At 73.7% G+C, this 23828-nt stretch carries 21 protein-coding genes and 1 pseudogene; 10 read left to right on the plus strand and 12 right to left on the minus strand.

What is annotated here, in order from left to right; genetic code table 11:
- Positions 1-360: 360 nt before the first annotated feature.
- Both AB0B76_RS23035 and AB0B76_RS23040 read left to right on the plus strand, forming a co-directional pair.
- Positions 361-489: a hypothetical protein gene (locus tag AB0B76_RS23035; protein WP_360378479.1), complete on the plus strand. Its 129-nt coding sequence runs from the start codon at positions 361-363 to the stop codon at positions 487-489.
- Between the two features lie 31 nt (positions 490-520).
- A complete protein-coding gene (locus tag AB0B76_RS23040; protein ID WP_360378482.1) occupies positions 521-826 on the plus strand; it encodes a hypothetical protein in 306 nt (101 codons plus the stop codon).
- A 125-nt stretch (positions 827-951) separates the two neighbouring features.
- Here the strand turns inward: AB0B76_RS23040 and AB0B76_RS23045 are convergent, their stop codons facing one another.
- A complete protein-coding gene (locus tag AB0B76_RS23045) occupies positions 952-3450 on the minus strand; it encodes a bifunctional FO biosynthesis protein CofGH (RefSeq protein WP_360378485.1) in 2499 nt (832 codons plus the stop codon).
- Between the two features lie 78 nt (positions 3451-3528).
- Positions 3529-5229, minus strand: coding sequence for a hypothetical protein (locus tag AB0B76_RS23050; protein ID WP_360378487.1), 1701 nt, complete (start codon positions 5227-5229; stop codon positions 3529-3531).
- A 124-nt stretch (positions 5230-5353) separates the two neighbouring features.
- Here AB0B76_RS23050 and cofD point away from each other — a divergent pair, with 124 nt between their 5' ends.
- The 3 genes from cofD to AB0B76_RS23065 are packed head-to-tail and all read left to right on the plus strand — an operon-like array spanning position 5354 to position 7937.
- Positions 5354-6310, plus strand: coding sequence for a 2-phospho-L-lactate transferase (gene cofD, locus AB0B76_RS23055; protein WP_360378490.1), 957 nt, complete (start codon positions 5354-5356; stop codon positions 6308-6310).
- Positions 6307-7395: a coenzyme F420-0:L-glutamate ligase gene (locus tag AB0B76_RS23060; RefSeq protein ID WP_360378493.1), complete on the plus strand. Its 1089-nt coding sequence runs from the start codon at positions 6307-6309 to the stop codon at positions 7393-7395. The genes cofD and AB0B76_RS23060 overlap by 4 nt, the downstream gene beginning before the upstream one ends.
- The gene (locus AB0B76_RS23065; RefSeq protein WP_360378495.1) at positions 7392-7937 is read left to right on the plus strand and encodes an NUDIX domain-containing protein; all 546 of its coding nucleotides are present in this window, start codon (positions 7392-7394) and stop codon (positions 7935-7937) included. The genes AB0B76_RS23060 and AB0B76_RS23065 overlap by 4 nt, the downstream gene beginning before the upstream one ends.
- A gap of 102 nt (positions 7938-8039) precedes the next feature.
- On the opposite strand, the gene AB0B76_RS23070 is transcribed toward AB0B76_RS23065, so the two are convergent.
- The 3 genes from AB0B76_RS23070 to AB0B76_RS23080 form a co-directional block, all read right to left on the minus strand.
- Positions 8040-9158 (minus strand): sugar phosphate nucleotidyltransferase, encoded by a 1119-nt coding sequence (locus AB0B76_RS23070; RefSeq protein ID WP_360378498.1) that lies wholly within the window; start codon positions 9156-9158, stop codon positions 8040-8042.
- Positions 9159-9268: 110 nt separating this feature from the next.
- Complete coding sequence (locus tag AB0B76_RS23075; protein WP_360378501.1) at positions 9269-10417, minus strand: glycosyltransferase family 1 protein; 1149 nt, start codon at positions 10415-10417, stop codon at positions 9269-9271.
- Between the two features lie 180 nt (positions 10418-10597).
- Positions 10598-10885, minus strand: coding sequence for a hypothetical protein (locus tag AB0B76_RS23080; RefSeq protein WP_360378503.1), 288 nt, complete (start codon positions 10883-10885; stop codon positions 10598-10600).
- A gap of 98 nt (positions 10886-10983) precedes the next feature.
- On the opposite strand from AB0B76_RS23080, the gene AB0B76_RS23085 reads away from it, so the two are divergent.
- Together AB0B76_RS23085 and AB0B76_RS23090 are read left to right on the plus strand one after the other, a co-directional pair.
- Entirely contained in the window at positions 10984-11130 is a 147-nt protein-coding gene (locus AB0B76_RS23085; protein WP_360378505.1) for a hypothetical protein, read from the plus strand.
- 645 nt (positions 11131-11775) lie between these two features.
- A complete protein-coding gene (locus AB0B76_RS23090; protein WP_360378508.1) occupies positions 11776-12390 on the plus strand; it encodes a TIGR03089 family protein in 615 nt (204 codons plus the stop codon).
- Here AB0B76_RS23090 and AB0B76_RS23095 read toward each other — a convergent pair.
- The 4 genes from AB0B76_RS23095 to AB0B76_RS23110 form a co-directional block, all read right to left on the minus strand.
- Entirely contained in the window at positions 12374-14311 is a 1938-nt protein-coding gene (locus AB0B76_RS23095) for an acetoacetate--CoA ligase (RefSeq protein ID WP_360378511.1), read from the minus strand. The genes AB0B76_RS23090 and AB0B76_RS23095 overlap by 17 nt on opposite strands.
- A gap of 89 nt (positions 14312-14400) precedes the next feature.
- Positions 14401-15510, minus strand: a complete 1110-nt coding sequence (locus tag AB0B76_RS23100) for a hypothetical protein (protein ID WP_360378513.1) — start codon at positions 15508-15510, stop codon at positions 14401-14403.
- On the minus strand, positions 15507-16052 hold the full coding sequence (locus AB0B76_RS23105; RefSeq protein WP_360378515.1) for a sigma-70 family RNA polymerase sigma factor: 546 nt from the start codon (positions 16050-16052) through the stop codon (positions 15507-15509). The genes AB0B76_RS23100 and AB0B76_RS23105 overlap by 4 nt, the downstream gene beginning before the upstream one ends.
- A 59-nt stretch (positions 16053-16111) precedes the next feature.
- The gene (locus AB0B76_RS23110; protein ID WP_360378517.1) at positions 16112-16633 is read right to left on the minus strand and encodes an acyl-CoA thioesterase; all 522 of its coding nucleotides are present in this window, start codon (positions 16631-16633) and stop codon (positions 16112-16114) included.
- A gap of 24 nt (positions 16634-16657) precedes the next feature.
- Here AB0B76_RS23110 and AB0B76_RS23115 point away from each other — a divergent pair, with 24 nt between their 5' ends.
- Positions 16658-19396: a hypothetical protein gene (locus tag AB0B76_RS23115; protein ID WP_360378520.1), complete on the plus strand. Its 2739-nt coding sequence runs from the start codon at positions 16658-16660 to the stop codon at positions 19394-19396.
- A 30-nt stretch (positions 19397-19426) separates the two neighbouring features.
- On the opposite strand, the gene AB0B76_RS23120 is transcribed toward AB0B76_RS23115, so the two are convergent.
- On the minus strand, positions 19427-20179 hold the full coding sequence (locus tag AB0B76_RS23120) for an SDR family oxidoreductase (RefSeq protein WP_360378522.1): 753 nt from the start codon (positions 20177-20179) through the stop codon (positions 19427-19429).
- A 77-nt stretch (positions 20180-20256) separates the two neighbouring features.
- Between AB0B76_RS23120 and AB0B76_RS23125 the strand changes: the two genes are divergently transcribed.
- A complete protein-coding gene (locus tag AB0B76_RS23125) occupies positions 20257-21102 on the plus strand; it encodes a sigma-70 family RNA polymerase sigma factor (protein ID WP_360378524.1) in 846 nt (281 codons plus the stop codon).
- Positions 21103-21300: 198 nt separating this feature from the next.
- A complete protein-coding gene (locus AB0B76_RS23130) occupies positions 21301-22608 on the plus strand; it encodes a glycosyl hydrolase family 18 protein (RefSeq protein WP_360378587.1) in 1308 nt (435 codons plus the stop codon).
- 110 nt (positions 22609-22718) lie between these two features.
- On the opposite strand, the pseudogene AB0B76_RS23135 reads toward AB0B76_RS23130, so the two are convergent.
- Positions 22719-23066: pseudogene (locus AB0B76_RS23135) on the minus strand (EAL domain-containing protein); the annotation flags it as partial.
- A gap of 33 nt (positions 23067-23099) precedes the next feature.
- On the minus strand, positions 23100-23810 hold the full coding sequence (locus AB0B76_RS23140) for a TetR/AcrR family transcriptional regulator C-terminal domain-containing protein (protein ID WP_360378527.1): 711 nt from the start codon (positions 23808-23810) through the stop codon (positions 23100-23102).
- Between the last annotated feature and the right edge of the window lie 18 nt (positions 23811-23828).

Below are 23828 nucleotides of genomic sequence, written 5' to 3' on the forward strand. Positions count from 1 at the left end.
GTCAATGCCGGCGCAACCCCCCACGCGGAAGGCGCATGTCCTACAAGGTTGCTGTACCTCGGCGCGGTGTTCCTCATGTCCGCTAGATCGCTTCTCGGAAGCCACCCGGCGAACATCCCCCGTGAAATTACACGCGTGTAATGCGTGCGTCGTCAAGCCGAACCTGATAAATAGGCCCGCTCGGGCGACCGCTTGCACCCCCGTGCCGTACCCATACCGAGGCAGCCCGCCCGGAGGTAACGGGCGACACGCCGGACGCGCCGGAAGAGTCTCGGCAAGTTTGCTCAAGGTGCGCGCGTCGTGGCCGAACTGCGCCGATGTGCGGCGGAGACGGCGGCGCCCAGGAGCAGGTGGCGGATCATGAGCGTGCCGGTACGTCGGATCTCAGCTTTTGCCGCGATCGTGTTCACCGTCGGCGTTGCCGGCCTGGGGTGGAAGCCCTACGTCGTGATGTCCGAGTCCATGGCGCCCGCGATGCACCCGGGGTGACCTCATCTTCGTCGACCCGCACGCGCAGTCGGTGGCACCGTACGAGATCGTCACGTACACGGACCGGCGCGGACCGGTCACGCACCGGGTCATGGCGCAGGCGGCGGACGGGGCGCTCACGGTCAAGAGCGACGCGAACGCGCAGGCGGACCCGGGGCCGGTCGACCGCAAGCACGTCGTGGGGCCGGTGCGGCTGATCCTGCCGCACGTGGGGTGGCCGGTCATGCAGGTCCGGACCCACCCCGTGAAGATCGCCATCGGCGCGCTGCTACTGGGGCTGCTCCTGCTGGGCGTGCTGATCGCCGCGGTGGCGCTGGTTCCCACCACCGTCGGCTAATCGGGCATATACGATAAATCCGATAAGTCGTGGCGCGAAGCGCCCGACTTATCGTGACCACACGGGGCCGAGAGCATCCCGACGCCGGGTGAAGGCATCGGGTGTGATTTACAGGGTGAAAAGCGTCAAACGCGGCCGTAGACCGTGGTGCGGCGGCGCACCGGGCGGCCCGCGGCGCGGCCGATCGCCTCCAGCTCCTCGCTCGTGCGCGCCGAGCCGTGCTCCGAGCCCGCCATGCGCGAGATGGTCTCCTCCATGAGCGTCCCGCCGATGTCGTTGGCGCCCCCGCGCAGCATCGCCGCCGTGCCCTCGTCGCCCAGTTTCACCCACGAGCACTGGATGTTCGGGATGCGGCCGTGCAGGAGGACGCGGGCCATTGCGTGCACCGCCCGGTTGTCGCGCCAGGTCGGGCCCGGGCGGGCGATGCCCGCGAGGTAGATGGGCGCGCTGTGGTGCACGAACGGCAGGGCCACGAACTCGGTGAAGCCGCCCGTGCGGTCCTGGATGCCCGCGAGCACGCGGAAGTGGCCGAGCCAGTGGCCGGGGTGGTCGACGTGGCCGTACATCATCGTCGAGCTCGACCGGATGCCCAGCTCGTGCGCCGTGGTCACCACCTCGACCCAGGCCGAGGTGGGCAGCTTGCCCTTCGTGAGCACCCAGCGGACCTCGTCGTCGAGGATCTCGGCGGCGGTGCCGGGGATGGTGTCGAGGCCGGCTTCCTTGAGCTGCGCCAGCCAGTCGCGGATCGGCACGCCGGCCTTGGCCGCGGCGGTGACGACCTCCATCGGGCTGAACGCGTGGACGTGCATGCCGGGCACCCGGGCCTTCACGGCGCGCACGAGCTCGGCGTAGGCACCGACGGGCAGCTTCGGGTCGATGCCGCCCTGCATGCAGACCTCGGTCGCGCCCGCGTTCCAGGCCTCCTCGGCGCGGTCGGCGACCTGCTCGTAGGACAGCCGGAAGGCGTCGGCGTCGCGCTCGCGCTGGGCGAAGGCGCAGAAGCGGCAGCCCACGTAGCAGACGTTGGAGAAGTTGATGTTCCGGTTCACCACGAACGTGATGTCGTCGCCGACGGCGTCGCGGCGCAGGTCGTCGGCGATGCGTACGAGCTCCTCCAGGCCGCTGCCGTCCACATTGAACAGTGCCAGGGCGGCCGCCTCGTGCTCGGGCCGCAGCAGGGCGCCCGGATCGCTCGCGGCCAGCGCGAGTCCACTGTGGACATCGGAGTCCAGGCGTTCCGGCGTCTTCTGGTGTACCCGCGTGGCGACCTCGTCCCAGTCCCCGTACACGGTGTCGAAGTCGCCGCGGCGGTCCGCGCTGCGCCCCTGCTCGTCGATCGCGGTGTGCAGGTCGGTGCGCCCACTGTCCTCGTGGCCGCCGTCCGGCTCCTGCCACGGCCGCCCGATCGGCATCGCGGCCTCGTCGGCCAGGCCCGAGTCGCGGTCCATGAGGGCCTCGACGTGCACGGTCAGGCGGGCGTCGAGCCACGGTACCCCGCGCCGCGCATACTCCGGGTAGATCGTCAGACGCTCACGAAGTACGAAACCCGCCGCTTTTGTCCGTGCCGCCAGCTCGTCGAGGGCCGGCCAGGGCCGTTCGGGGTTCACGTGGTCCGGCGTCACTGGGCTCACGCCGCCCCAGTCGTCGATCCCGGCCCGGATGAGCAGCGCGTACTCCTCGTCGATGAGGTTCGGCGGGGCCTGGATGCGCGCGCGGGGGCCCAGGACCAGCCGCGCCACGGCGATGGTCGCGGCCAGGTCCCGCAGCTCGGCGTCGGGCATGCCGCGCATCGCCGTGTCGGGCTTGGCGCGGAAGTTCTGGACGATGACCTCCTGCACGTGGCCGTACTCGCGCATCGTCCGGCGGATCGCGAACAGCGAGTCGGCGCGCTCGTCGAGCGTCTCGCCGATGCCGATGAGGATGCCGGTGGTGAACGGCACGCCCACCCGCCCGGCGTCCTCGAGCACCCGCATCCGTACCGCGGGCTCCTTGTCCGGCGAGCCGAAGTGCGGGCCGCCCGGCTCCGACCACAGGCGGGTCGCGGTCGTCTCGAGCATCATGCCCATGCTCGGCGCGACCGGCTTGAGCCGCTGCAGCTCCGCCCACGACAGCACGCCGGGGTTGAGGTGCGGCAGCAGGCCGGTCTCCTCCAGCACCGCGATCGCGCACGCGCGCAGGTAGGACAGCGTCGAGTCGTAGCCGCGCTCGTCCAGCCAGCGCCGGGCCTGGGGCCAGCGCTCCTCGGGCCGGTCACCGAGCGTGAACAGGGCCTCCTTGCAGCCCTGGCGGGCGCCCTCGCGGGCGATCTCGAGGACCTCGTCGATCTCGAGGTACTCGGCCGGCAGCCGGTGCGGCACCGTCGCGAACGTGCAGTAGTGGCAGCGGTCCCGGCACAGCCGGGTCAGCGGGATGAAGACCTTCTTGGAGAACGTGATGACGCCCGGGCGACCGGCGTCGGCGAGCCCGGCGTCGCGCACGGCGCCCGCGATGGCGAGCAGCTCGTCGAGGGCCGCGCCGCGCGCGCCCAGCAGGACGGCGGACTCGGTCGCGTCGAGCGTGCGGCCGTCCTGCGCGCGGCGCAGCGCACGGCGCAGGGCGCTGCTTTCGGTTTCAGACGTCACCACCGAAGCGTAGGCCGCCAAATGGGCGGATCCCCGCCAGGCCCCCGTGGCCGCGGATGGACCGCGGCCACGGGAACGCCGTCAGTTACTCGGCGGGATCGACTGGGTGCGCTGGGTCTCGTCGCCGTCGTCCCGGCGGGTGCCCGGCTGCAGGACCGTGGTGCGGTCCGGGTCCGCGGCCTCGTCGGCCGGCCTGACCACGGGCGCCTGCTGGGTGGCGTCGGGGTCGACCGGGCTGAGGACGGCGGTGCCCTCCTCCTCGGGCCGCACGGGGCTCAGCGCCGCGGTGCCTTCCTCCTCCGGAGTGGCCGGAGCGACAGCCGCGGTGCCCTCTTCCGACGCGGACGAGGCCGGCGTGATGGCCGCGGTGCCCTCTTCCGACGCGGACGAGGCCGGCGTGATGGCCGCCGTGCCCTCATCCAGCGACGAGGCGGGTGACAGGACCGCCGTGCCCTCGTCGGTCGGGGACGGGTGGGTGGAGTGGCCGCCCGGCCAGCCCGCCGCGGCGAACCCGCCGGACGTCGACGCCTGCGCGTCGGCCGGGGCCTCCGAAGGCGCGGCGACCGGCTCGTCGGGGACCGGCGTCGGGGCCGGCGCGGTGTACGCGGCGAACGGCGAGCTGAGCGGCGGGGCCGAGGACGGCGCCGCCGACGAAGGCTGGACCTCGGCGGCCGAGGCGGCCGGAGTCGCGTACCCGGGGGTCGCGCCGGGCGCGGTGTACCCGCCCGAGGTCGGCGCGGCCGCGGGGGCGCCCGTCGTCGGGGTCGCGTAACCGGGGTACGCCTGCTGCTGCGGCTGGGCCGCGGCCGTGGGCGTGCCGCCGGTCGTCGGCTGCGACCAGCCCTGGGTGGCCGGCTGCTGCTGGGTGTAGGCGGCCGCGGGCTGGGCACCGGTCACGTAGCCGGTCTGCTGAGCCTGCGCCGCCGCCGGCTGAGCGCCGGTGACGTAGCCGGTCTGCTGAGCCTGCGCCGCCGCCGGCTGGGCACCGGTGACGTACCCGGTCTGCTGAGCCGCCGCCGCGGGCTGGGCGCCCGTGACGTAGCCGGTCTGCTGGGCGGCCGCCGCCTGCTGAGCGGCGTACTGCTGCTGCGCGTACTGCTGCTGGGCGTAGCCGTAGCCCTGCGGGTACTGCTGCTGCGGGTAGCCCGGGTAGGCGGCGGTGACCGGCTTCGGGGCCGAGTACGCGCCCAGGAAGATCCGCGCGGTGAGGAACAGCCCGAGACCGATGAGCCCGAGGCCCGCCAGGTGCTCCAGGAACGCGCCGAGCGCCCAGCCGATCGGGCTCTCGTCCTGGAAGTCGCCGATGAGCCCGGCGAGCAGGAGCACGAGGCCGAGCACGGCGGCGATCGCGTACTCCACCAGGGCCCCGAGCACGACGGCCTTCGCCCGCGGGGTCACGGGGTCGATGAGCAGGACCAGCGCGACCGCGACGATCGGCAGCAGGATGACCTCGAAGCCGATCACGTTGCTGAACGACGCGGTGGCCGTGGCCAGGAACGAGTTGAAGAGGCCGGTGAGAACCCGGACGAGCCCGGCGAGCAGGATCAGCGCGACCGCGCCGAGCAGACCGAACGCGGCCAGCTCGCGGTAGGGCTCCAGCAGGCCGCGGGCCTTCTTGGCGTCCGGCGGCGCGACGGCGGGCGCCGCGGGGACGGCCTGGTACTGCTGCGCGGCACCCGAAACGGGAACGGCCTGGGGCGCCGCGGCCGGGGTCTGGTACTGGGCCGCCGCCTGGGGCTGGTACGCCCCGGTGGGGGTCGGATCGGGTGGCTGGGTGCTCACTGGCTCTCCCGAAGTGAAGCGGTCCGTGCAACAGGTCGCCAGCAGCCTAGCTCCCGTCGGCGATTCGCGCGTGCGCGAGAGACCCGGAACGGCGCCGTAACCGGAGTGGGGCAGGATTGAGCCCATGCGGATCGTGGTTCTTGCAGGTGGCATCGGCGGCGCGCGCTTCCTGCTGGGGGTGCGCGCGGTGGCCCGGGAGACGGGCGCCGACGTCACCGCGGTGATCAATGTTGGCGACGACGTGACCCTGCACGGGCTGCGCATCTGCCCCGACCTGGACAGCGTGATGTACACGCTCGGTGGCGGCGCCGACCCGGAACGCGGCTGGGGCCGGGTCGGCGAGAGCTGGACGGTCAAGGAGGAGCTGGCCGCGTACGGCGCGGAGCCCACCTGGTTCGGCCTCGGCGACAAGGACATCGCCACCCATCTGGTGCGCACCCGGATGCTGGAGGCGGGGTACCCGCTCTCGGCGGTCACCGAGGCGCTGTGCGACCGCTGGCAGCCCGGCGTCCGGATGCTGCCGGCGAGCGATGACCGCGTGGAGACCCACGCCGTCGTCGAGGTGGACGGGGCGACCCGGGCGATCCACTTCCAGGAGTGGTGGATCCGTTACCGCGCCGAGGTTCCGACCCAGCGGTTCGTGTTCGTCGGGGCCGATACCGCGAAGCCGGCGGCCGGAGTGCTGGACGCGATCGCGGCGGCGGATGTGGTACTCGTGGCGCCGAGCAACCCCGTGGTCTCCATCGCCCCGATCCTCGCCGTGCCCGCGGTCCGCGAGGCGGTGGCCGGCGGCAAGGCGCCCGTCGCCGGGTTCTCCCCCATCATCGGCTCCGCGCCGGTGCGCGGCATGGCCGACAAGTGCCTCGCCGTGATGGGCGTCGAGTGCACCGCGGCCGGCGTCGGCGGGCTGCTCGGGGCCCGGGCCGACGGCGGGGTCCTCGACGCCTGGCTGGTCGACGAGTCGGATGCCGGGGTGGCGGTACCCGGGCTGACGGTACGGGCCATCCCGCTCTGGATGACCGACGAGGCCGCGACCGCGACGATGGTCCGCAACGCGCTCGCCACGGTCGGTGTCGCATGATCCTCGAGATCCGCCCGGTCAGTGGCATCGGCGAGGTACGGCCGGGCGACAACCTCGCCGAGCTCATCACCGCCGCGGCCGACTGGGTCCGCGACGGCGACGTGCTCGTGGTGACCAGCAAGATCGTGAGCAAGGCCGAGGGGCGGCTGGTCGACCTGCCGCCCGACGGGCCCGACCGCGAGGCCGCCCGCGAGGCCGCGCTGCGCGCCGAGACCGCCCGGGTCGTCGCCGAGCGCGGCCCGACCCGCATCGTGCAGACCCACCACGGCCTCGTGCTCGCCCAGGCCGGCATCGACGCGTCGAACGTCGACGCCGCGCACCTGGTGCTGCTGCCGAAGGACCCGGACGCCTCGGCCCGGGCGCTGCGCGAGGAGCTGCGCGACCGCTTCGGGCTCGACGTCGCCGTGGTCATCACCGACACCATGGGCCGGCCGTGGCGGCTGGGCCTGGTCGACTTCGCGATCGGCGCGGCCGGCGTCGACGCCCTGGTGGACTACCGGGGGCTCCAGGACGTCTACGGCAACGAGCTGCAGCTCACCCAGATGGCCCAGATCGACCAGCTGGCCTCCGCCGCCGAGCTGGTGCAGGGCAAGACGGCCCAGGTGCCGGTCGCGGTGGTGCGCGGGTTCGCCCCGGGCTTCCCGCCGGAGCACGGCCGCGGCGCCGCCGAGCTCATCCGCGGGGCCGACGCCGACCTCTTCTCGCTCGGTACCGCCGAGGCGACCGCCCGCGGCCTGCGCGCCGCCGCCGCCCTGCCCGACGCGACCGTCTTCGCCCCGGCCGGCCCGCCCGTGCGCCTGCCCGCGCTGCCGTTCCCGGCCCTGCCGCCGACGGAAATACGGAGCGTGATGGTTCCGGTCAACACCGTTGCCGCCGTGGTCGTCTGGGCCCCGGCCGGCGACCTGCGTGCCGCCGCCGAGGCCGGCCGCACGGCGGAGCGGCTACGGGCCGTTCTCGCAGCTGACGGCCTCGCGAGCGTGTGGCTGGAGGTCGGCGACCCGGCGGCCCTGGCGGATCGGCTGCCCGCGGGGGGCGTGCCCCTCGGCGTGCTCGCCATCGGGCGCGGTAGCCTGCCGTCACTATGACGCTGCACGAGGACGCACTGGCCGTGTTGTCGGGATGGGCGGCTCCTTCGGCGGAGGCCGAGGCGACCCGACAGCGGTTCCTGGATTTCGTACGCCCGGAGCCGACCACCGTCTGGCGCGAGCACACCGGAGCCCACGTGACCGCGAGCACGCTGGTCGTCGACGCCGCCGCGGAGCGGGTGCTGCTGTGCCTGCACGGCCGGGTCAACCGCTGGATGCAGCTCGGCGGGCACTGCGAGCCGGGCGACGCCACGATCGCGGGCGCGGCCTTGCGCGAGGCCGCCGAGGAGTCGGGCATTCTCGGCCTGCGCATCAGCGAGGCCCCGATCGACCTCGACGTGCACCACGTGCACTGCTCGGGCGGTTCGTCGTTGCACTACGACATCCGGTACGCGGCCATCGCCCCGCCCGGTGCCGTGGAGATGGTGAGCGCGGAGTCGAGCGCGCTGGGCTGGTTCACGGCCGACGAGCTGCCGGACCCGCTGGCCGACGCGACCGATGTTCTGGTCGCGCCGGCATTAGCCTGGGCGAAGCGGGCATAGAAGGCAGAACAGCCTGGGCGAAGCGGGCATAGAAGGCAGAACAGCCTGGGCGAAGCGGGCATAGAAGGCAGAACAGCCTGGGCGAAGCGGGCATAGAAGGGCTCAGAGCAGCTCGATCGAGCCGCGCTCCTTCAGCGAGTCCACCAGCTTCTTGACGTCCTGGGCCCGTGCGCGCGGGCAGATCAGCAGCGCGTCGGGCGTGTCGACGATGATGAGGTCGCTCACCCCGACCGCGGCGACCAGACGGCCCGAGCGCGGCACCACGACCACTCGCTCGGCGTCCTGCATCAGGACCGTCGGCTTGGCCGTGGTGGCCGGGTCGTCGTTTGCCGCGCCGAGCTCGACCACCACGTTGCCCGCGGTGTCGGTCTCGAGCAGTTCGCCGAGGGTGTGGAAGTCGCCGACGTCGTTCCAGCCGAAGTTGCCCGGCACGGTGCCGACGAGGCCGGCGCGGCCCGCGCCCTCCATGACCCCGAAGTCGACCGAGATCTTGGTCAGGCCCGGCCAGATCTCGGCCAGGACCTCCTCGTGCTCACGCGTCTCCCACGCCTCGGCGATGCGCCGCAGGCCGTCGTACAGGGCCGGCTGCTGGCGGGCGAGCTCGTCGAGGAAGACGTCGACGCGCCACACGAACATGCCGGCGTTCCAGAGGTACTCCCCGGAGTCGACGTAGCGCTGGGCGACATCGAGGGCGGGCTTCTCCGCGAACTCGGCCACCTTGCACACGTCGCCGCTGCCCGTGGGCTCGCCGACGTGGAGGTAGCCGTAGCCGGTCTCCGGGTGCGTCGGCGTGATGCCGATCGTCATGAGCAGGCCGTCCGCCGCGCCCTGGATCGCCCGGTGCAGGGTGTCCTGGAAGGCGGGGACGTCGCGCACGAGCTGGTCGGCGGCGAAGGCGCCCATGACGGCGGTCGGGTCGCGGCGGGCGATCACCGCCGCGGCGAGCCCGATCGCGGCGCACGAGTCGCGCGGCGTCGGCTCGACGAGGATGTTGCCCTCCGGCAGGCCCGGCAGCTGCCGCGCCACGGCGGCCGCGTGCGCTACGCCGGTCACCACGTAGGTGGACTCGGGCGTCGCCAGGCCTTCGAGACGGCTGTACGTCGCCTGCAGCAGCGACAACGGGGTGCCGGTGAGGGCGTGGAGAAACTTCGGATGGCGGGCTCGCGACAGCGGCCAGAGCCGCGTGCCGCTGCCACCTGCAGGAATCACCGCGTAGAACACGCGCCCATCATGCCCGGAAAAGGGCACCTTTCCACAACTCGGGGGTGCCAACACCATTACCGAAATCGCCTCGGATTGTTTCGGTGGGTGACACCGAAGGTCACCCGGGGTCAGAAACCGCGCGGTCCGGCGGCTCTAGCCCAGGCGGCGAGGTGAACCTCGGCGCTGGACTCCCAGGTGAACTCCTTGGCGCGCGCGGCGCCGGCCTTTGCCAAAGCGTTACGTCGCTCCATGTCGTCGAGCAGCGCCGCCAGGTCACGGGCGATCTCGTCGGGGCCCGGGCCGGTGTACGCCACCGCGTCGCCGCCCACCTCCGGCAGCGAGAGCCGCGGGGTGGTGAGCACCGGCGCGCCGCAGGCCATGGCCTCGAGGATCGGCAGGCCGAAGCCCTCGCCGAAGGACGGGTAGGCCGCGACGACCGCGCCGCCGAGGAAGCCGGGCAGGTCCGCGTAGCGCAGGTAGCCCGGGCGCAGCAGCCGCAGGTGACTGGGCACCTCCGCGATGGCCGCGTCGATCTCGTCGTCGTGGCCCTGGCCGCCGGCGACCACCAGCGCGGGCGGGTCCTGCCGGTCACGCACGGCCGAGACCCAGCCGCGCACCAGGCTGGGCACGTTCTTGCGCGGCTCCTTGGCCCCCAGGAAGGCGATGTACTCCGTCGAGCCCAGCCCCAGCCGGGCGCGCACGCGGGCCTTCTCGTCGTCGCTGGGCGCGTGGAACGCCTGCGGGTCGACGCCGTGGTAGGCCACGTCGATGCGGGTCGGGTCGGCGTCGAGCAGGCGGATCAGCTCGTCGCGGGTCGCCTTGCTGGGCACGATCACCCGGCTGGCGCGCCGCAGCGACGTCTTGATCGCCGAGCGGAAGAAGGTGCGGCGGGACTTGTCGTAGTGCTCGGGCTCGGTGAAGAACGTCGCGTCGTGAACGGTGACGGTCACCGGGCAGCCCGCGCGCAGCGGGCAGGTGTAGAAGGGCGAGTGCAGCACCTGGGCGCCCACCTGCTGGGCGAGTATCGGCAGCCCGGTCTGCTCCCAGGCCAGACGGGCCGGGCGGTGCGCGGCCGCGGCCGGGGCCGACATGATCCGCGCGGCGGGGAGCAGCCGCCCGTAACGCTCCGCATCGGTTCGCTGACACACCACGGCCAGGTCGGCGTCCAGCTCTCCCAGCGCGCCCAGGAGACCGTCTACGTAGCGCCCGACTCCGCCTCGGTCGGCAGGGACACTCGTGGCGTCTACGAGCACGCGTGGCGGTCGGCCGGGGGTCACGTGGCACTCCCTTTGAACTCGATGCGGAACTTCGGTGCGAGACTCTCTCGCGGCAAAGCCTACGCCCGATCCGCCGGTGATCGATGTCCACGACGCGACTCGCATCGTGAGTTCCACCCAGGATTCAGCCTGAATCAACTCACGCGTCGGTCGTGAAGTTCAAATCTTCCTCAAGAAAGCTCAATTCAGCGGCATCGGTACGTCGCCGGGCGCTCCGACCACGTATTTGCCCACCCCGCGCACATCGAACCACCCCTCCTGGTAGACGGCGAGGTCGGCCTTCCCGTCCCCGTCGTACTGCCCCGGCACCGGCGTGTCGCCCGGGTCGCCGAGGCGCACGGGCGCCTGCCCGGCGACGGGTGAACTGCTGGGTCGCCGGCGACCACACGGCCGCGTCGAGCACAGGCCGGTGGCCGGGCGCCAGATGGCCGGTTCGGCCTTGCCGTCGCCGTTGTAGTCGGCCGGCACCGCGATCTCGTTCGGCCCCGAAGTCCATCCCCCGGTCGCCGGGACGCTCGGTGGGGTTGGTCCGGCGGTGCGGGAACACGCGCGGGACGGTGACCGTGGTGCCGACGGGGTACCTCGACGTCGACCCGCCGCCGGTGAGCGTCACGCTCCCGCGCGGGTCGACGGCCTGGCTCAGTGAAAATTTCCAGGCGGTGTACCGGGCGGCCGACTCCACGACGGCGGGCGGGACGGTCGCGGCGCGGTAGTCGCCGATCATCGCGATGCCGGCGGTGCCGGTGTTGAAGCCGCACGCCTGGGCCGACGGTCCGCCACGCGCTCCAGGCGCCGCCCGGGGTGTGGTGGCGCACGGCGACACTGACCGCGCCCACGTGGTCGGTCTCGCGCCAGGTGACGCCGACGGCCCTGAAGGGGGCGGAGGAGGTGCGGGTGACGGTGAGCGTCCGGCTGCGGGTGGTCCGGTGGTAGCCGTCGGCCAGCGGTACGTCCTCGAGCACCCCGCCCTGGGCGCTCACCCCGTCCGCGGGCCGGTCGAAGTCGCCGAGCGCGAGCTGGGTGACGCAGGTCGGCACGCCCTCGCCGCCCGGCGCCCGGGCCGCCGGTTGGCCCACTCGACCGGCGCGGTGAGGCCCTCCGGGGCGGTCGGCGGCTCGGGCGGGCGGGCCGCGGCGCCGCCGCCGATCGCGCCCGCGGCGAGGAGGGCGAGCGCGCAGCCGGCGAGGGCGACCAGCCTGCTGCGCCGGTATCGTCGCGTTGCCCAGACACCCATCTCGCTTGCCCCATCTCGCTAGAAATCCGGTGAGATGCTATGGAAGGGATTAATTGGACATATGGGGAATACAGTTCCTTCACTCTTTGCGGCAATTGTCGGCAAAGACCCGTCACTTCCGTTCTTGACGTTCTACGACGACGCGACCGGCGAGCGAACGGAACTGTCCGGGGCGACGCTTGCCAACTGGGTGTCGAAGACCGCGAACCTGCTGGTCGACGGGTGCGGGCTGGGGCCCGGCGACGTGGCCGCGGTGCGGCTGCCCCCGCACTGGCAGACGGCGGCGGTCCTGCTGGGCGCGTGGACGGCCGGGCTGAGCGTGGCCTACGGGGAGCCGACGGGCGCCGGGGCCGACGTGGAGTTCGCGTCGCTGAAGGCGGCGGAGACGGGGGCGCCGGGGCCGGCGGACCGGTACGTGCTCGGGCTCGCCCCGATGGGCCTGCCGATGCGGGGCGGGGTGCCGGACGGGTTCGCCGACTACGTGGCCGAGGTGCGGCAGTTCGGCGACCACTACCCGGGGCCGCCCGGCGGGGCCGGGACCGAGGACCTCGTGGAGCGGGCGCGGAAGCTGGCCTACCCGGGCGGCCGGCTGCTGGTCGACGCGGTCGCCCACCCCGACCCGGTCGAGTGGCTGCTCGGCCCGCTCGCGGCCGGGGCGAGCATCGTGCTCAGCGTGAACAGCGACCCGGCCAAGCTCGCCGACCGGGCCGCGTCCGAGCAGGCTACGCCCGTACCGTGACGAAATACTGCAGGGACTCCGGGTTGGCGAGCGCGCCCTTCGCGGCCGCCTGCTCGACCGGCGTTCCCGTGAGAATGCGCTTCACGGGTACCTCCAGCTTCTTGCCCGACAGCGTCCGCGGCACGGCCTTGACCTGGAAAACCTGGTCGGGGACGTGCCGCGGGGAGAGCGCGGTGCGCAGCTCCCGGGCGATGCGCGACCGCAGCGCGTCGTCGAGGGTCAGCCCGTCGGCCAGGACCACGAACAGCAGCAGTTCACCGGCTCCGCCCTCGGGGTCTTCCAGGTGTACCACCACGGAATCCACGACCTCGTCCAGCCCCTCGACGACCGAGTAGAACTCGCTCGTGCCGAGCCGGACGCCGCCGCGGTTCAGGGTCGCGTCCGAGCGGCCGGTGATGACGCACGCGCCGCGCTCGTCGATCGTGATCCAGTCGCCGTGCCGCCACACGCCCGGGTACGTGCCGAAGTACGCCTCGGCGTAGCGGCGGCCGTCGGGATCGCCCCAGAACCCGACCGGCATGCTCGGCATCGGGGCGGTGATGACCAGCTCGCCGAGCTCGCCGATGACCGGGGTGCCGTCGGCCGCGAACGCCTCGACGCGCGCGCCGAGCGCCCGGCAGGCGATCTCCCCGGCCCGGACCGGCAGCAGCGGCACGCCCCCCACGAAGGCGGTGCAGACGTCGGTACCGCCGGAGGCCGACGCGAGCAGCACGTCGCCGGACACGGCCTCGTAGACCCACTCGAAGCCCTCGGGCGGCAGCGGCGCGCCGGTCGAGCCGACCCCGCGCAGCCGGCTCAGGTCCGCGAAGTCCTTCGGCACCAGGCCGGCCTTGCGGCACGAGAGCAGGAAGGGGGCGGAGGTGCCGAAGTACGTCGTGCCGGTCTCCTCCGCGACCCGCCACAGCCAGCCCAGGTCGGGGTGCGCCGGGTTGCCGTCGACGAGGACGACCGCGGCGCCGACGGCGGGGGCGGAGACGAGGTAGTTCCACATCATCCAGCCGGTCGTGGTGAACCAGAAGAACCGGTCGCCGGGGCCGAGGTCGTGGTGCAGGGCGAGCATCTTGAGGTGCTCGAGGAGGATGCCGCCGTGGCCGTGCACGATCGGCTTCGGCAGGCCGGTGGTGCCCGAGGAGTAGAGGACGTACAGCGGGTGCGCGAACGGCACCGCCGCGAACTCCAGCGGCTCGTCCGTGGCGCCGGTGAGCGCGGCCCAGTCGTCGTTCGCGGGGTCGAGATAGCCGATGCGCACGACGTGCTCGACCGACGGGAGGGCCCGGCGGATGGCCTCGACCTCGCCGGTGCGGTCGATGGGCTTGTCGCCGTAGCGGTACCCGTCCACCGCGACGAGCACCTTGGGCTCGATCTGCTGCCAGCGGTCGACCACGGAGCGGGTGCCGAACTCGGGGGCGCAGCTGGAGAAGACGGCGCCGAGGCTGGCCGCGGCGAGCAGGAGCACGAAGGTCTCGGGGATGTTCGGCGCGTAGGCCGCGACCCGGTCGCCCTCGCCGACCCCCAGCCGGCGCAGCCCGGCCCGCGCCCGGCGGACCTGCTCGCGCAGCTCGGCCGCGGTCAGCTCGACGGGGCCGCGGGTCTGCGAGCGGGCCACGACGATCGGGTCGCCGTCGGCGACGCCGGGCATGCGCAGCACGTGCTCGGCGTAGTTGAGGCGGGCGCCGGGGAACCATTCGGCGCCGGGCATCCGGGCGTCGGGGAGAGTGCCGGCCGGCGCGACGTGCGCGACCACGCCGAGGTGCTCCCAGATCGCGCCCCAGAACGCGGCCGGCTCGTCGACCGACCACTGCCACAGCACCTGGTAGTCCGCGAAGGCGAGGCCGCGCTCGGCCTCCAGCCAGTGCAGGAACGCCCCGATGCGGGTGTGGTCACGCACGTCCGTCGGGGGTTCCCAGAGCACCTTCGCCATTGGTCCATCTTGCGGTACGCGTGAACGCTCGCTCAGTGTGGGCCGCCCCTACCCGATCCCTCGATCGGGTAGGGGCGGCCCACGGTTGATCAGGACTTGCCGGGATGCGGGGAACCGGTCGTCTTGGGCGGCGTGCTCGCCCGGACACCGACGGCCGGGCGGGGCTGCGTGCCGTAATCCACCAGGCCGATGCTGCCCGGCTTCAGGGCCAGGTTCTTCTCCGGCCAGGCGGTGCCCGCGTAGCGGCCCGTGGCCGAGTCGAACAGGTCGCAGTCGATGGTGCCGCCGCCGTTGGGCTCGCGGTCGATGCACACGAGGTCGTACGGCCGGTTGTCGATCTTCGCCGTGGTCGCCTTGAGATCGGGCATCAGCGCGAAGGCCTTGTAGATGGTGGCGCGCTGCTGCGGGGTCCAGAACGGCTCCGAGTAGTTGACCAGTTCGAAGACGTCCTTCCAGATCATGCCGTCGGCCGGGCGGTCTGGGTATGTGGTCTGCGCCCACTGCCGCCAGCGCGAGATGAGCTGCGCCGGGTCGGCCGGGAGGCTCGCCAGGTAGTCGGCGGTCGGGCGGTACAGGCCCGGGGCCTGGGCCGTGGCCTGGTCGATCTCATCCTGGGTGCTCGGCATGTCCGTCGTCTGGTCGCCGTCGGTGCGCCGGATACGCAGCGGGGCCAGGGTGGACGGGTCCATCCAGATCTCGTGGATGTACTTCTCGGCGCCGGGGACCAGGTTGTACGTCTTGACGTACAGCGCCTGGCCGGCCGGCACCGCCAGCGGCTGGCCGCCCGCCGCCGCGTTCGCCAGGCGATCCATCGCGGCGACCGCCTTGGCGTGCGTCGCGCCCCCGTCGCTGGTGACCTTGGCGTCGAGCGGGGCCCGGGTGCCGATCGTGACCGGGAGGTCCGCGGTCGCACCGGTGCTCGGGCGGCCCGCGGCCGTTGCCGGCCCCTGCGCCGGGGCCTGACCGCCGCCGTCCGTCCGGTTCCCCGCGCTGTTGACGGCCGCGGCCGCGCCGACGACCACGGTCAGGGCCGCGGCCGCGCCGGCGCTCGCCAGGAGCCACTGGCGGCGGCGGGTCGGCGGGCGGTGCTCGCTGCCCGCCAGCCGGTAGCGCCCGCGCACGAGCACGCCCTCGGGCGGGTCGTCCAGGTCGCGGCGGAAGCCCCGCAGCGCCATCAGGTCCTTATCGTCAGTGCTCATGTTCGCTCCGCCTCGTCGAGTGCCTTGCGCAACTTGGTCCGGGCCCGGTGCAGCGCCGACTGCACCGTGCCGAACGGCAGGTGCAGCGCCTCCGCGATCTCCGCGTACGTCAGGTCGGCGACCGCGAACAGCAGCAGAACGTCGCGCTGGCGGGCCGGCAGCTTGGCGAGCACCCGCGCGATGAGGCGCGCCTGCCGTCCGGCGTCCACCCGTTCGTCCGTCCGGGTCGCATGACTCTCCGCCGACGTCGCCGCCAGCAACGGGTCCGCGCCGGTCCGGGCCAGCGCCCGGTAGCCGCGAACCTCGTCGCGGCGGTGGCGGAACAACACGTTGGTGGCGATGCCGAACAGCCACGGGAGCGGGTCGGTACCGGGGTCGAGGGTGTGGCGTTTTTCGTACGCGACCAGGAACGTCTGCGCCACCACGTCCTCGGCCCGATCCGGCCCCACCCGGCGCGCGCAGTAGCGGTAGAGCGCCCGCGCGTGCCGGTCGTAGAGGGCGGTGAAGCCGTCCGCGATCAAGAGGTTGCCTTCCGGGTCCACACACCTTCTTGTCCGGTACCCGCCGCGCTGTTCCCGGTTTTTCGCCGTTCTTTTCGGCCCTATCGGTTCGATCGATGTTTCTGGATCGCGTCCCGGCGGGCGAGCCGGTGCTCCCGCCGGATTTCCGCCTCCCGCCACCGGCCCTCGTTCGCCGGCGAGTCGGGGACGACCGCGGGGACCGGGCGGGGCCTGCCGTCGGCGTCGACGGCGACGAAGACGAGATACGCGGTCGCGACGACCAGCGGGGCGGACTCGCTGACCTCGTCCCAGCGCTCGGCCTCGAGGCGGACGCCGACCTCCATCGAGCTCGTGCCGGTCCAGTTGACCTGCGCGAACGCGTGGACGAGGTCGCCGACGCGCAGCGGTTCGAGGAACGCGATCTCGTCGATCGAGGCGGTCACGGCCGTGCCACCGCTGTGCCGCGCGGCCGCGGCGCCGGCCACGTCGTCGATGAACTTCATGATCACGCCGCCGTGGACCGTGCCGTACAGGTTGACGTCGACCGGGGTCATGATCCGGCTCAGCGTGACCCGCGAGTAACCGGTCGGACGGCTGGTCGGACGGGCGGTGTGCTCGGTCATGCCAAAGACGGTACGGTGCGAGCCATGCGACACGTCGGAAGCCTGATCGCGGGGATGTTCATCGCCCCGATCGCCTGGCTGCTGATCGCGATCGGTCAGCAGAAATCCGCGGAAACCGTGGCGAAGTGGGTCGAGAACGGTTCTTTCGACTCCGTCGACCTGATCGTCCCCGCCGCGTACCTCGTGGGTGCCGGCCTGCTCATCGGCCTCATCGCCACCCTGCGCATCTCGCCCGTCGGCCCGATCGTCGCGGGCGCGGCGCTGCTGGCGACGTACGTGAGCCTGTTCATCGACCCGCTGTCGGTCATGAACAGCCTGCCGCGCGACCTCAAGATCGCCAGCCTCACCGTCGACCTGCGGCTGCCGATCGTCAACGGCACCACCGCGGTGCTGGGCCTGGCGCTGCTGATCGCCGCCTTCAGCGTGAAGCGCTGGCGGACCTGGCCGACCGTGGTTGCGCTGGGCGCGGTCGGGGCGGACGGACCGGCCGACGTGCACGAGTACCCGCTCGGGCAGGGTCCGGCCTCGACGCCGCCGGTGGCCGCGCGCCCCGGTTACTCGCCGGCGCACACGGCCGCGTTCCCGGCCGCCGCCGGCTTCCCGGCCGCGGCGACCACGGTGCTGCCGGGGCCGGGTGGCTTCGGGGGTCCGCCGCCGAGTGACGAGACCCAGCCCGTGCCGCCCGTCTCCGGTGGCGGGTACCCGGGCCGTTCCGTGTCGTCGCCGCCGGTCTCCTCGGGGTCGCCGTTCGCGGCGCCGCCGTTCGTGCCGGCGCCGCCCGTGGTGTCCACTCCCCCGGTGTCGGCCCCGCCCGGCGCTTCCGTGCCGCCCGGTTCGGCCCCGCCGCCGTTCGCCGCGGCGCCGCCGGTGTCGAGCCCGCCCGGGCCCGCGCAGTCGCCGTACGCCGCGACGCCGCCGGTCACGTCCGGGCCGCCGCAGTCGCCCTACGCCGCGGCGCCTCCGGTCGCTTCCGGTCCGCCGCAGTCGCCCTTTGCCGCGCAGGCGCCCTTTGCCGCGCAGGCGCCCTTTGCCGCGCAGGCGCCCTACAGCGCGCAGGGGCCTTCGGCCGGGCAAGCGCCGTACAGCCCGCAGGGGCCCTACAGTCCGCCCGGGTCTTCGGCCGGGCAGGCGCCCTACGGCGCGCAGGGGCCTTACGCCGGGTCGGGGCCTGCCGCCGGTCCCACGCCCTTTACCGCGGCCCCGCCGGTCACCCCGGCGCCGCCCGGACCCTCCTACTCCGCCGCGCCGCCGCCGGTTACCTCCGCGCCGCCCGGGCCGTTCCCGCCGGCCCCGCCCGGAGTTGCGCCCCAGCCGGTCTTCACGCCGCCGTCGCCCGCGGCCGCGCCGCCGGTCTCCACCCCGCCGGCCGCCGCCGGGGACCCCTCCTGGCTGACGCCCGAAACCGGGAGCCGGGCGGAGTCCGAGGACGCGGCGACCGGGGCCGTCGGGTACAGCCGCGGGGCGAGCTCGCCGCCGCCGGCCGAGGACGCTCCGCCCTCCTGGCCGGTGCCCGCCTCGCCCGCCTCCGGCGACGCGTCGTCGGCCGGCCTCACGCCGTCCGGCTCATGGCCCGTCGTTCCGGCGCCGGGTGGGTCGGCGGAGGACGAGACCGTGGACGAAACCGAGACCGAGGCGACTCGGCCGCTGTATGCAAGCTCGGCCTCCGGCTCCGGCTCTGATTCGGGCGTCGGCTCGGGCGTCGGCTCTGATTCCGGCGCCGGCGAGACGTCCGCCGGGCTCCCCTCTCGCGCGGCCCGCGGGCCCGCCGCCGAGGAGCGCTCGCTCCTGGCCGGCCCCTCGTTCGACGGGTTCGCGGTGCCCTCGCGGCCGGGTCAGGAAGAGGAGACCGAGGCGTTCCACCCCGGTTCACAGTCGCCCGCGGCACCGCGCCCGCGGCACGCGGCCGGCAACGGGGAGTACGCGGCCGCACCCGGCGACGACTCCGACGAGCGACGGGGCCGGTTCCAGCCGATGGCCCCGCAGCCGCCGGTGGAGGAGGCGACCACCGCGTTCCAGGCTCCCGCGCCGTCGAGCGAGGACGCCACCACCGCACTCCCGGGCGACGACGCCGCGGCCTACGGTGCACCCGCCCCGAGCGGCGACGCGACCACGACGTTCCGGGCCGCGCCGAGCGAGGACGCCAGCACCGCGTTCCGCACCTCCGCCCCGAGCGGCGACGCGGACCCCACGTTCCGGCCCCCGGCCCCGAGCGAGGACGCCACCACCGCGTTCCACGCGCCCGCTCCCGGCGGGGACGGGAATCCCGCGTTCCAGGCGCCCGCGCCGAGCGGCGACACCGGCACCACGTTCCAGCCTCCGGCTTCGGGGGCGGACGAGGCCACGACGGTGCTGCGGCACGACTCCTCGGCGGTCGCCCGGGACATGTCCGCGCGCGAGTCCGGTGCGGGCGCGGATGCGGCGACGCTGTGGCCGTACGGTGGCGGGAACGACGAGGCCACCGCCCGGTTCGAGGCTCCGGTGGACGATGCCGAGGAGACCGCCAACTTCGGGTTCGGCGGCCAGACGCTCAGCCCGTCGGAGGCGGCCGAGCGGCGCGCGGCGTTCGCGCGGGGCGAGGCCGACCGGCGGGCGACCGCGGCGCAGTCCCAGCTCGACCGCATCGCGGCCGAGCGGGCGGCGACCCAGGCCACTGGCGCGCAACCGGCCGCGGGACAGACCGGTGCGGGCGACGACGCCGAGGAGACCCAGACGCCTCCGCGCGGCGACAACCCCTGGGCCCAGCCGCCGCGCGAGCGCGGCTGACCCGCACGACGAGCACCACGGCCCCGTCGCTCACGAGCGGCGGGGCCGTTCCGTACCCACCCGGCCCAGGTAGTCCGCCCAGGTGATGGCGCCCGTCGCGTAGGGCTCCTTCGGCAGCAGGCCACCCGCGCGGACCTTGGCGGTGCCGGGGATCCGCAGCGGCAGGACCCGGCGGTGACGGGACGTCGCGCGGAGGTAGTCGCGCTGCATGCCCGCCCACGTCAGCGGGGCCGGGCCGACCAGGTCCGGGGCACGGCCGGGCACCGGGGACAGCACCAGCTCGACCAGGCGGTCCGCGACCTCCGTCGCGTCCACCGGCTGGACGTGGAAGCCGGCCGGTACCGGGATGAGCGGCCAGCGGGCCATGCGGCGCATCGGCGCGAGCAGGTACTCGTAGAACTGGGCGGCGCGCAGCACGGTGTAGGGCAGGCCGCTCTCGGCGATCAGGGACTCGCAGCGCAGTTTGCCCGCGGTGTACCCCCACGCCGGCATCGCGTCGATGCCCACCACCGACACGTAGACGACGTGCGGGCGGCCCGGCACCGCGGACAGGAGGTTCGCCGTCGCCGTCGGGTCGCCCTTCGGGGCCGTGGCGCAGTGCAGGATCACGTCGGCGCCGCGGGTCGCCACGGGCAGGCCCTCGCCCGTCGCGAGGTCGCCGCGCGCGTCCGCGCCCGGGCGGCGGCTCAGCACGCGCACGGTCAGGCCCGCGGCCCGCAGGCGGGGCACGACAAGCGATCCGAGGCGGCCGGTGCCGCCCGTCACGAGCACGGTCTTCGACATCTGAGGGCTCCCTGTTACGTCCGGCGGGTGGTACTCGTCAGACCGGTGACGGAGCCGGGCGGGAGAAGGTAACAAGCATGGACGAGCTGGCACGGCGGTTCGAGGAGCACCGGGGGCGGCTGCGGGCGATGGCCCTGCGCCTGCTCGGCTCGGCCGACGAGGCGGACGACGCGGTGCAGGAGGCCTGGCTGCGGCTGGCCCGCGCGGACGCGGCGGCGGTCGCCAACCTCGGCGGGTGGCTCACCACCGTGGTCGGGCGGATCTGCCTCGACCTGCTGCGGGCGCGGCGGCACCGGGGCACCGAGGAGCTCGACGAGGACGCGGCGGGCGACGCCGATCCGGAGCGCGACGCGCTGCTGGCCGAGTCGGTCGGGGCCGCGCTCGGGATCGTGCTCGACACCCTCGCGCCCGCGGAGCGGCTCGTGTTCGTGCTGCACGACATCTTCGCGGTGCCGTTCGAGGAGATCGCGCCGATCATCGGGCGAACCCCGGCCGCGACCAAGATGCTGGCAAGCCGGGCGCGACGGCGCGTGCGAAACGGCGACGGGGCGGCGGCGTCGTCGACGCACGGCCGGGCCCACCACGAGGTCGTGGCCGCGTTCCTCGAAGCGGCGCGGCGCGGCGACTTCGACGCGCTGCTCGCGCTCCTCGCACCCGGTGCCGAGCTGCGCCCCGACCACGTAGCCCGGGGCGTCGGCTTCTTCGCGACCGAGACCGGGGCGCACCGCGTGGCGCGCGCGTTCACCGGCCGCGCCCGCGGGGCCGACGAGGCGCTCGTCGACGGCGCGGCCGCCTGGGCCTGGGCGCCCGGCGGGCACGTCCGCGGGCTCTTCCTGTTCACCGTCGTCGATGGACTGGTCACCGCGATCGATATCGTCGGCGACCCCGGCGAGATCGGGCGGCGCGAGGTACGACTGGCGTAGTCACCGTCACCCCCGCGGGCGCGGCTGGCCGCACGAGGAGCGGCGCAGCGAGCCTTAAGGCAGCCGACTCTTACATTTAATAGTGTTAACTGATAGCGTCCGTGCTCATCGATCCATCGATGGGCAGGAGGTCCCGTGAGATCTCGTCGTCGCACATTCGCCCTGGTGACCGGGGCGGCCGCGGCTCTCATTACGGCGCTGGCCCTCGCGCCCGTACTCGGGGCCCAGGCCGCCACCAACGTCGCCGCCGCCGCCTGTTCGGCGCCGGTCTGGGCCGAGGGCAACACCTACACGGTCGGTACGCAGGTGACGTACAACGGCCACACGTACCAGGCGCTGGTGACCCACACCGCCTATGTGGGCGCCGGCTGGAACCCCGCGGCCACGCCGTCGCTGTGGAAGGACCTCGGCACCTGCACCGGCGGCGGCACGACCGCCACCGCCTCGCCGTCGCCGACGCGCACGAACTCGCCGTCGCCGTCGACGTCGCCGAGCCGCACCACGTCGCCGACCCCGACCAGTTCCCCGACGCCGACGCCGACCGGCGGCACCGGTAGCTGCGGGGTGAAGTCGCGCCCGTCCGGCAAGGTGCTGCAGGGGTATTGGGAGAACTGGGACGGCGCCTCGAACGGCGTGCACCCGGGCCTCGGCTGGATCCCGATCACCGACAGCCGGATCGCCCAGCACGGGTACAACGTCATCAATCTCGCCTTCCCGGTCATCCGCTCCGACGGCACGGTGCTGTGGGAGAACGGCATGGACGCGGGCGTGAAGGTGCCGACCCCGGCCGAGATGTGCCAGGCCAAGACCAACGGCGCCACGCTGCTGATGTCGATCGGCGGGGCCGCGGCCGGCATCGACCTGAGCTCCTCGGCGGTGGCGGACAAGTTCGTCGCCACGATCGTGCCGATCCTCAAGGCCAACAACTTCGACGGCATCGACATCGACATCGAGACGGGGCTGACCGGCAGCGGCAGCATCGGCACGCTCTCGACGTCGCAGGCCAACCTGATCCGCATCATCGACGGCGTGCTGGCCCAGATGCCGTCGAACTTCGGGCTCACCATGGCTCCGGAGACGGCGTACGTGACCGGCGGCAGCGTGACGTACGGCTCGATCTGGGGCTCGTACCTGCCGATCATCAAGAAGTACCTGGACAACGGCCGCCTGTGGTGGCTGAACATGCAGTACTACAACGGCTCCATGTACGGCTGCTCCGGCGACTCGTACTCGGCCGGCACGGTCCAGGGCTTCACGGTGCAGACGCAGTGCCTGAACTCGGGCCTGACGATCCAGGGCACCACGATCCGGGTCCCGTACGACAAGCAGGTCCCCGGCCTGCCCGCGCAGTCGGGCGCCGGCGGCGGGTACATGGCGCCGTCGCTGGTGTCGCAGGGGTACAACAGCGTCAGTGGCATCAAGGGCCTCATGACGTGGTCGATCAACTGGGACGGCTCGAAGGGCTGGTCCTTCGGCGACAACGTGAAGTCGCTGGAAGGCCGCTGACCCTCCGCCGCCGCTGCACCGCCCGGCCGGCTCAGGCCGCGCGGTGCAGCGGCGGCACCGGGCCGGACGAGCTCGCGCCCGGAGACGTTGACGTTGAGCGTCAGGCCCGGCCGGCGCCGGCGCCAGGCCGCGACCTGCCGGGCCGCGCTGGCGAGCACCCACTGCCCGATGTCGGCGATGAGCCCCGACTCCTCGGCGATCGGCAGGAACTCGCCCGGCGCGACGACGCCGCGCTCCGGAGACCGCCAGCGCAGCAGCGCCTCGACGCCGACGACGGACCGGTGTCGAGGCGGACCAGCGGCTGGTACTGCAGCGCGAACTCCCCGCCCGCGAGCGCCCGCTGCAGGTCGGCCCGCAGCGACAGGTAGTACAGCGCGGCCGCGCGCATGGCCGGCTCGTACACGACGACCCGCCCGGGGCCGTCCTGCTTCGCGCGGTACATCGCCAGGTCCGCGCAGTTGAGCACGTCCCCCACGCGAGCTGAGCGGCCGTCAGCGCAGGGTGGCGGCGAACCCGTCCAGCAACCAGTCCAGACCCTCGTCGAAGTCCGCGACCCACTCCTCGACCCCGCCGCGCATCAGGCCGTGGCGCCCGGCCTCGGCCAGGTAGGGCAGGTCACCGGTGGCGACGAGGCCGGCGAAGTACTCGTCGGTGGAGGAGCGCCACTCCTCCTCGGTGAGCTGGTCGCGCCGCCGGGCCTCGAGCTCCTGGCCGCTCAGCGTGGCGAACCCCCACAGGTAGGTGTCGACCGCGCGCAGCAGGCGCACCGCGCGCTCCCCGGGCAGGCCGAGGCCGGCGATCGCGGCCAGGGACTGCTCGGCGTGGCGGGCCGCGTTGGGGCCGATCGGGGCCCGGGCGCCGAACTGGCCCATGATCCACAGGTGCCGCCGGCCGACCTGGAGCTGGCGGTGCAGCACGGCCTTGAGCGCCGTGCGCCAGTCGCCGCCCGGTACCTCGTCGACCAGCATCTCGCCGAGCACGTGGTCGACCATGAGGTCCACCAGGTCGTCCTTGCGCTTGAAGAACGAGTACAGGCTCATCGGCCGGGCCGAGAGCTCGGCGGCCACGCGGCGCACCGAGACGGCCTCGAGCCCCTCGCGGTCGGCGAGCCCGACGGCGCAGGCCACCACCGCCTCGCGGGTGAGCTTCTCCGGCTTCGCCGCGGCGGGGCGGGTCCAGAGCGGTCCCCGGGCGTCGGTCACGCGGCAATTGTATGGCGT

Source organism: Dactylosporangium sp. NPDC049140 (assembly GCF_040648435.1).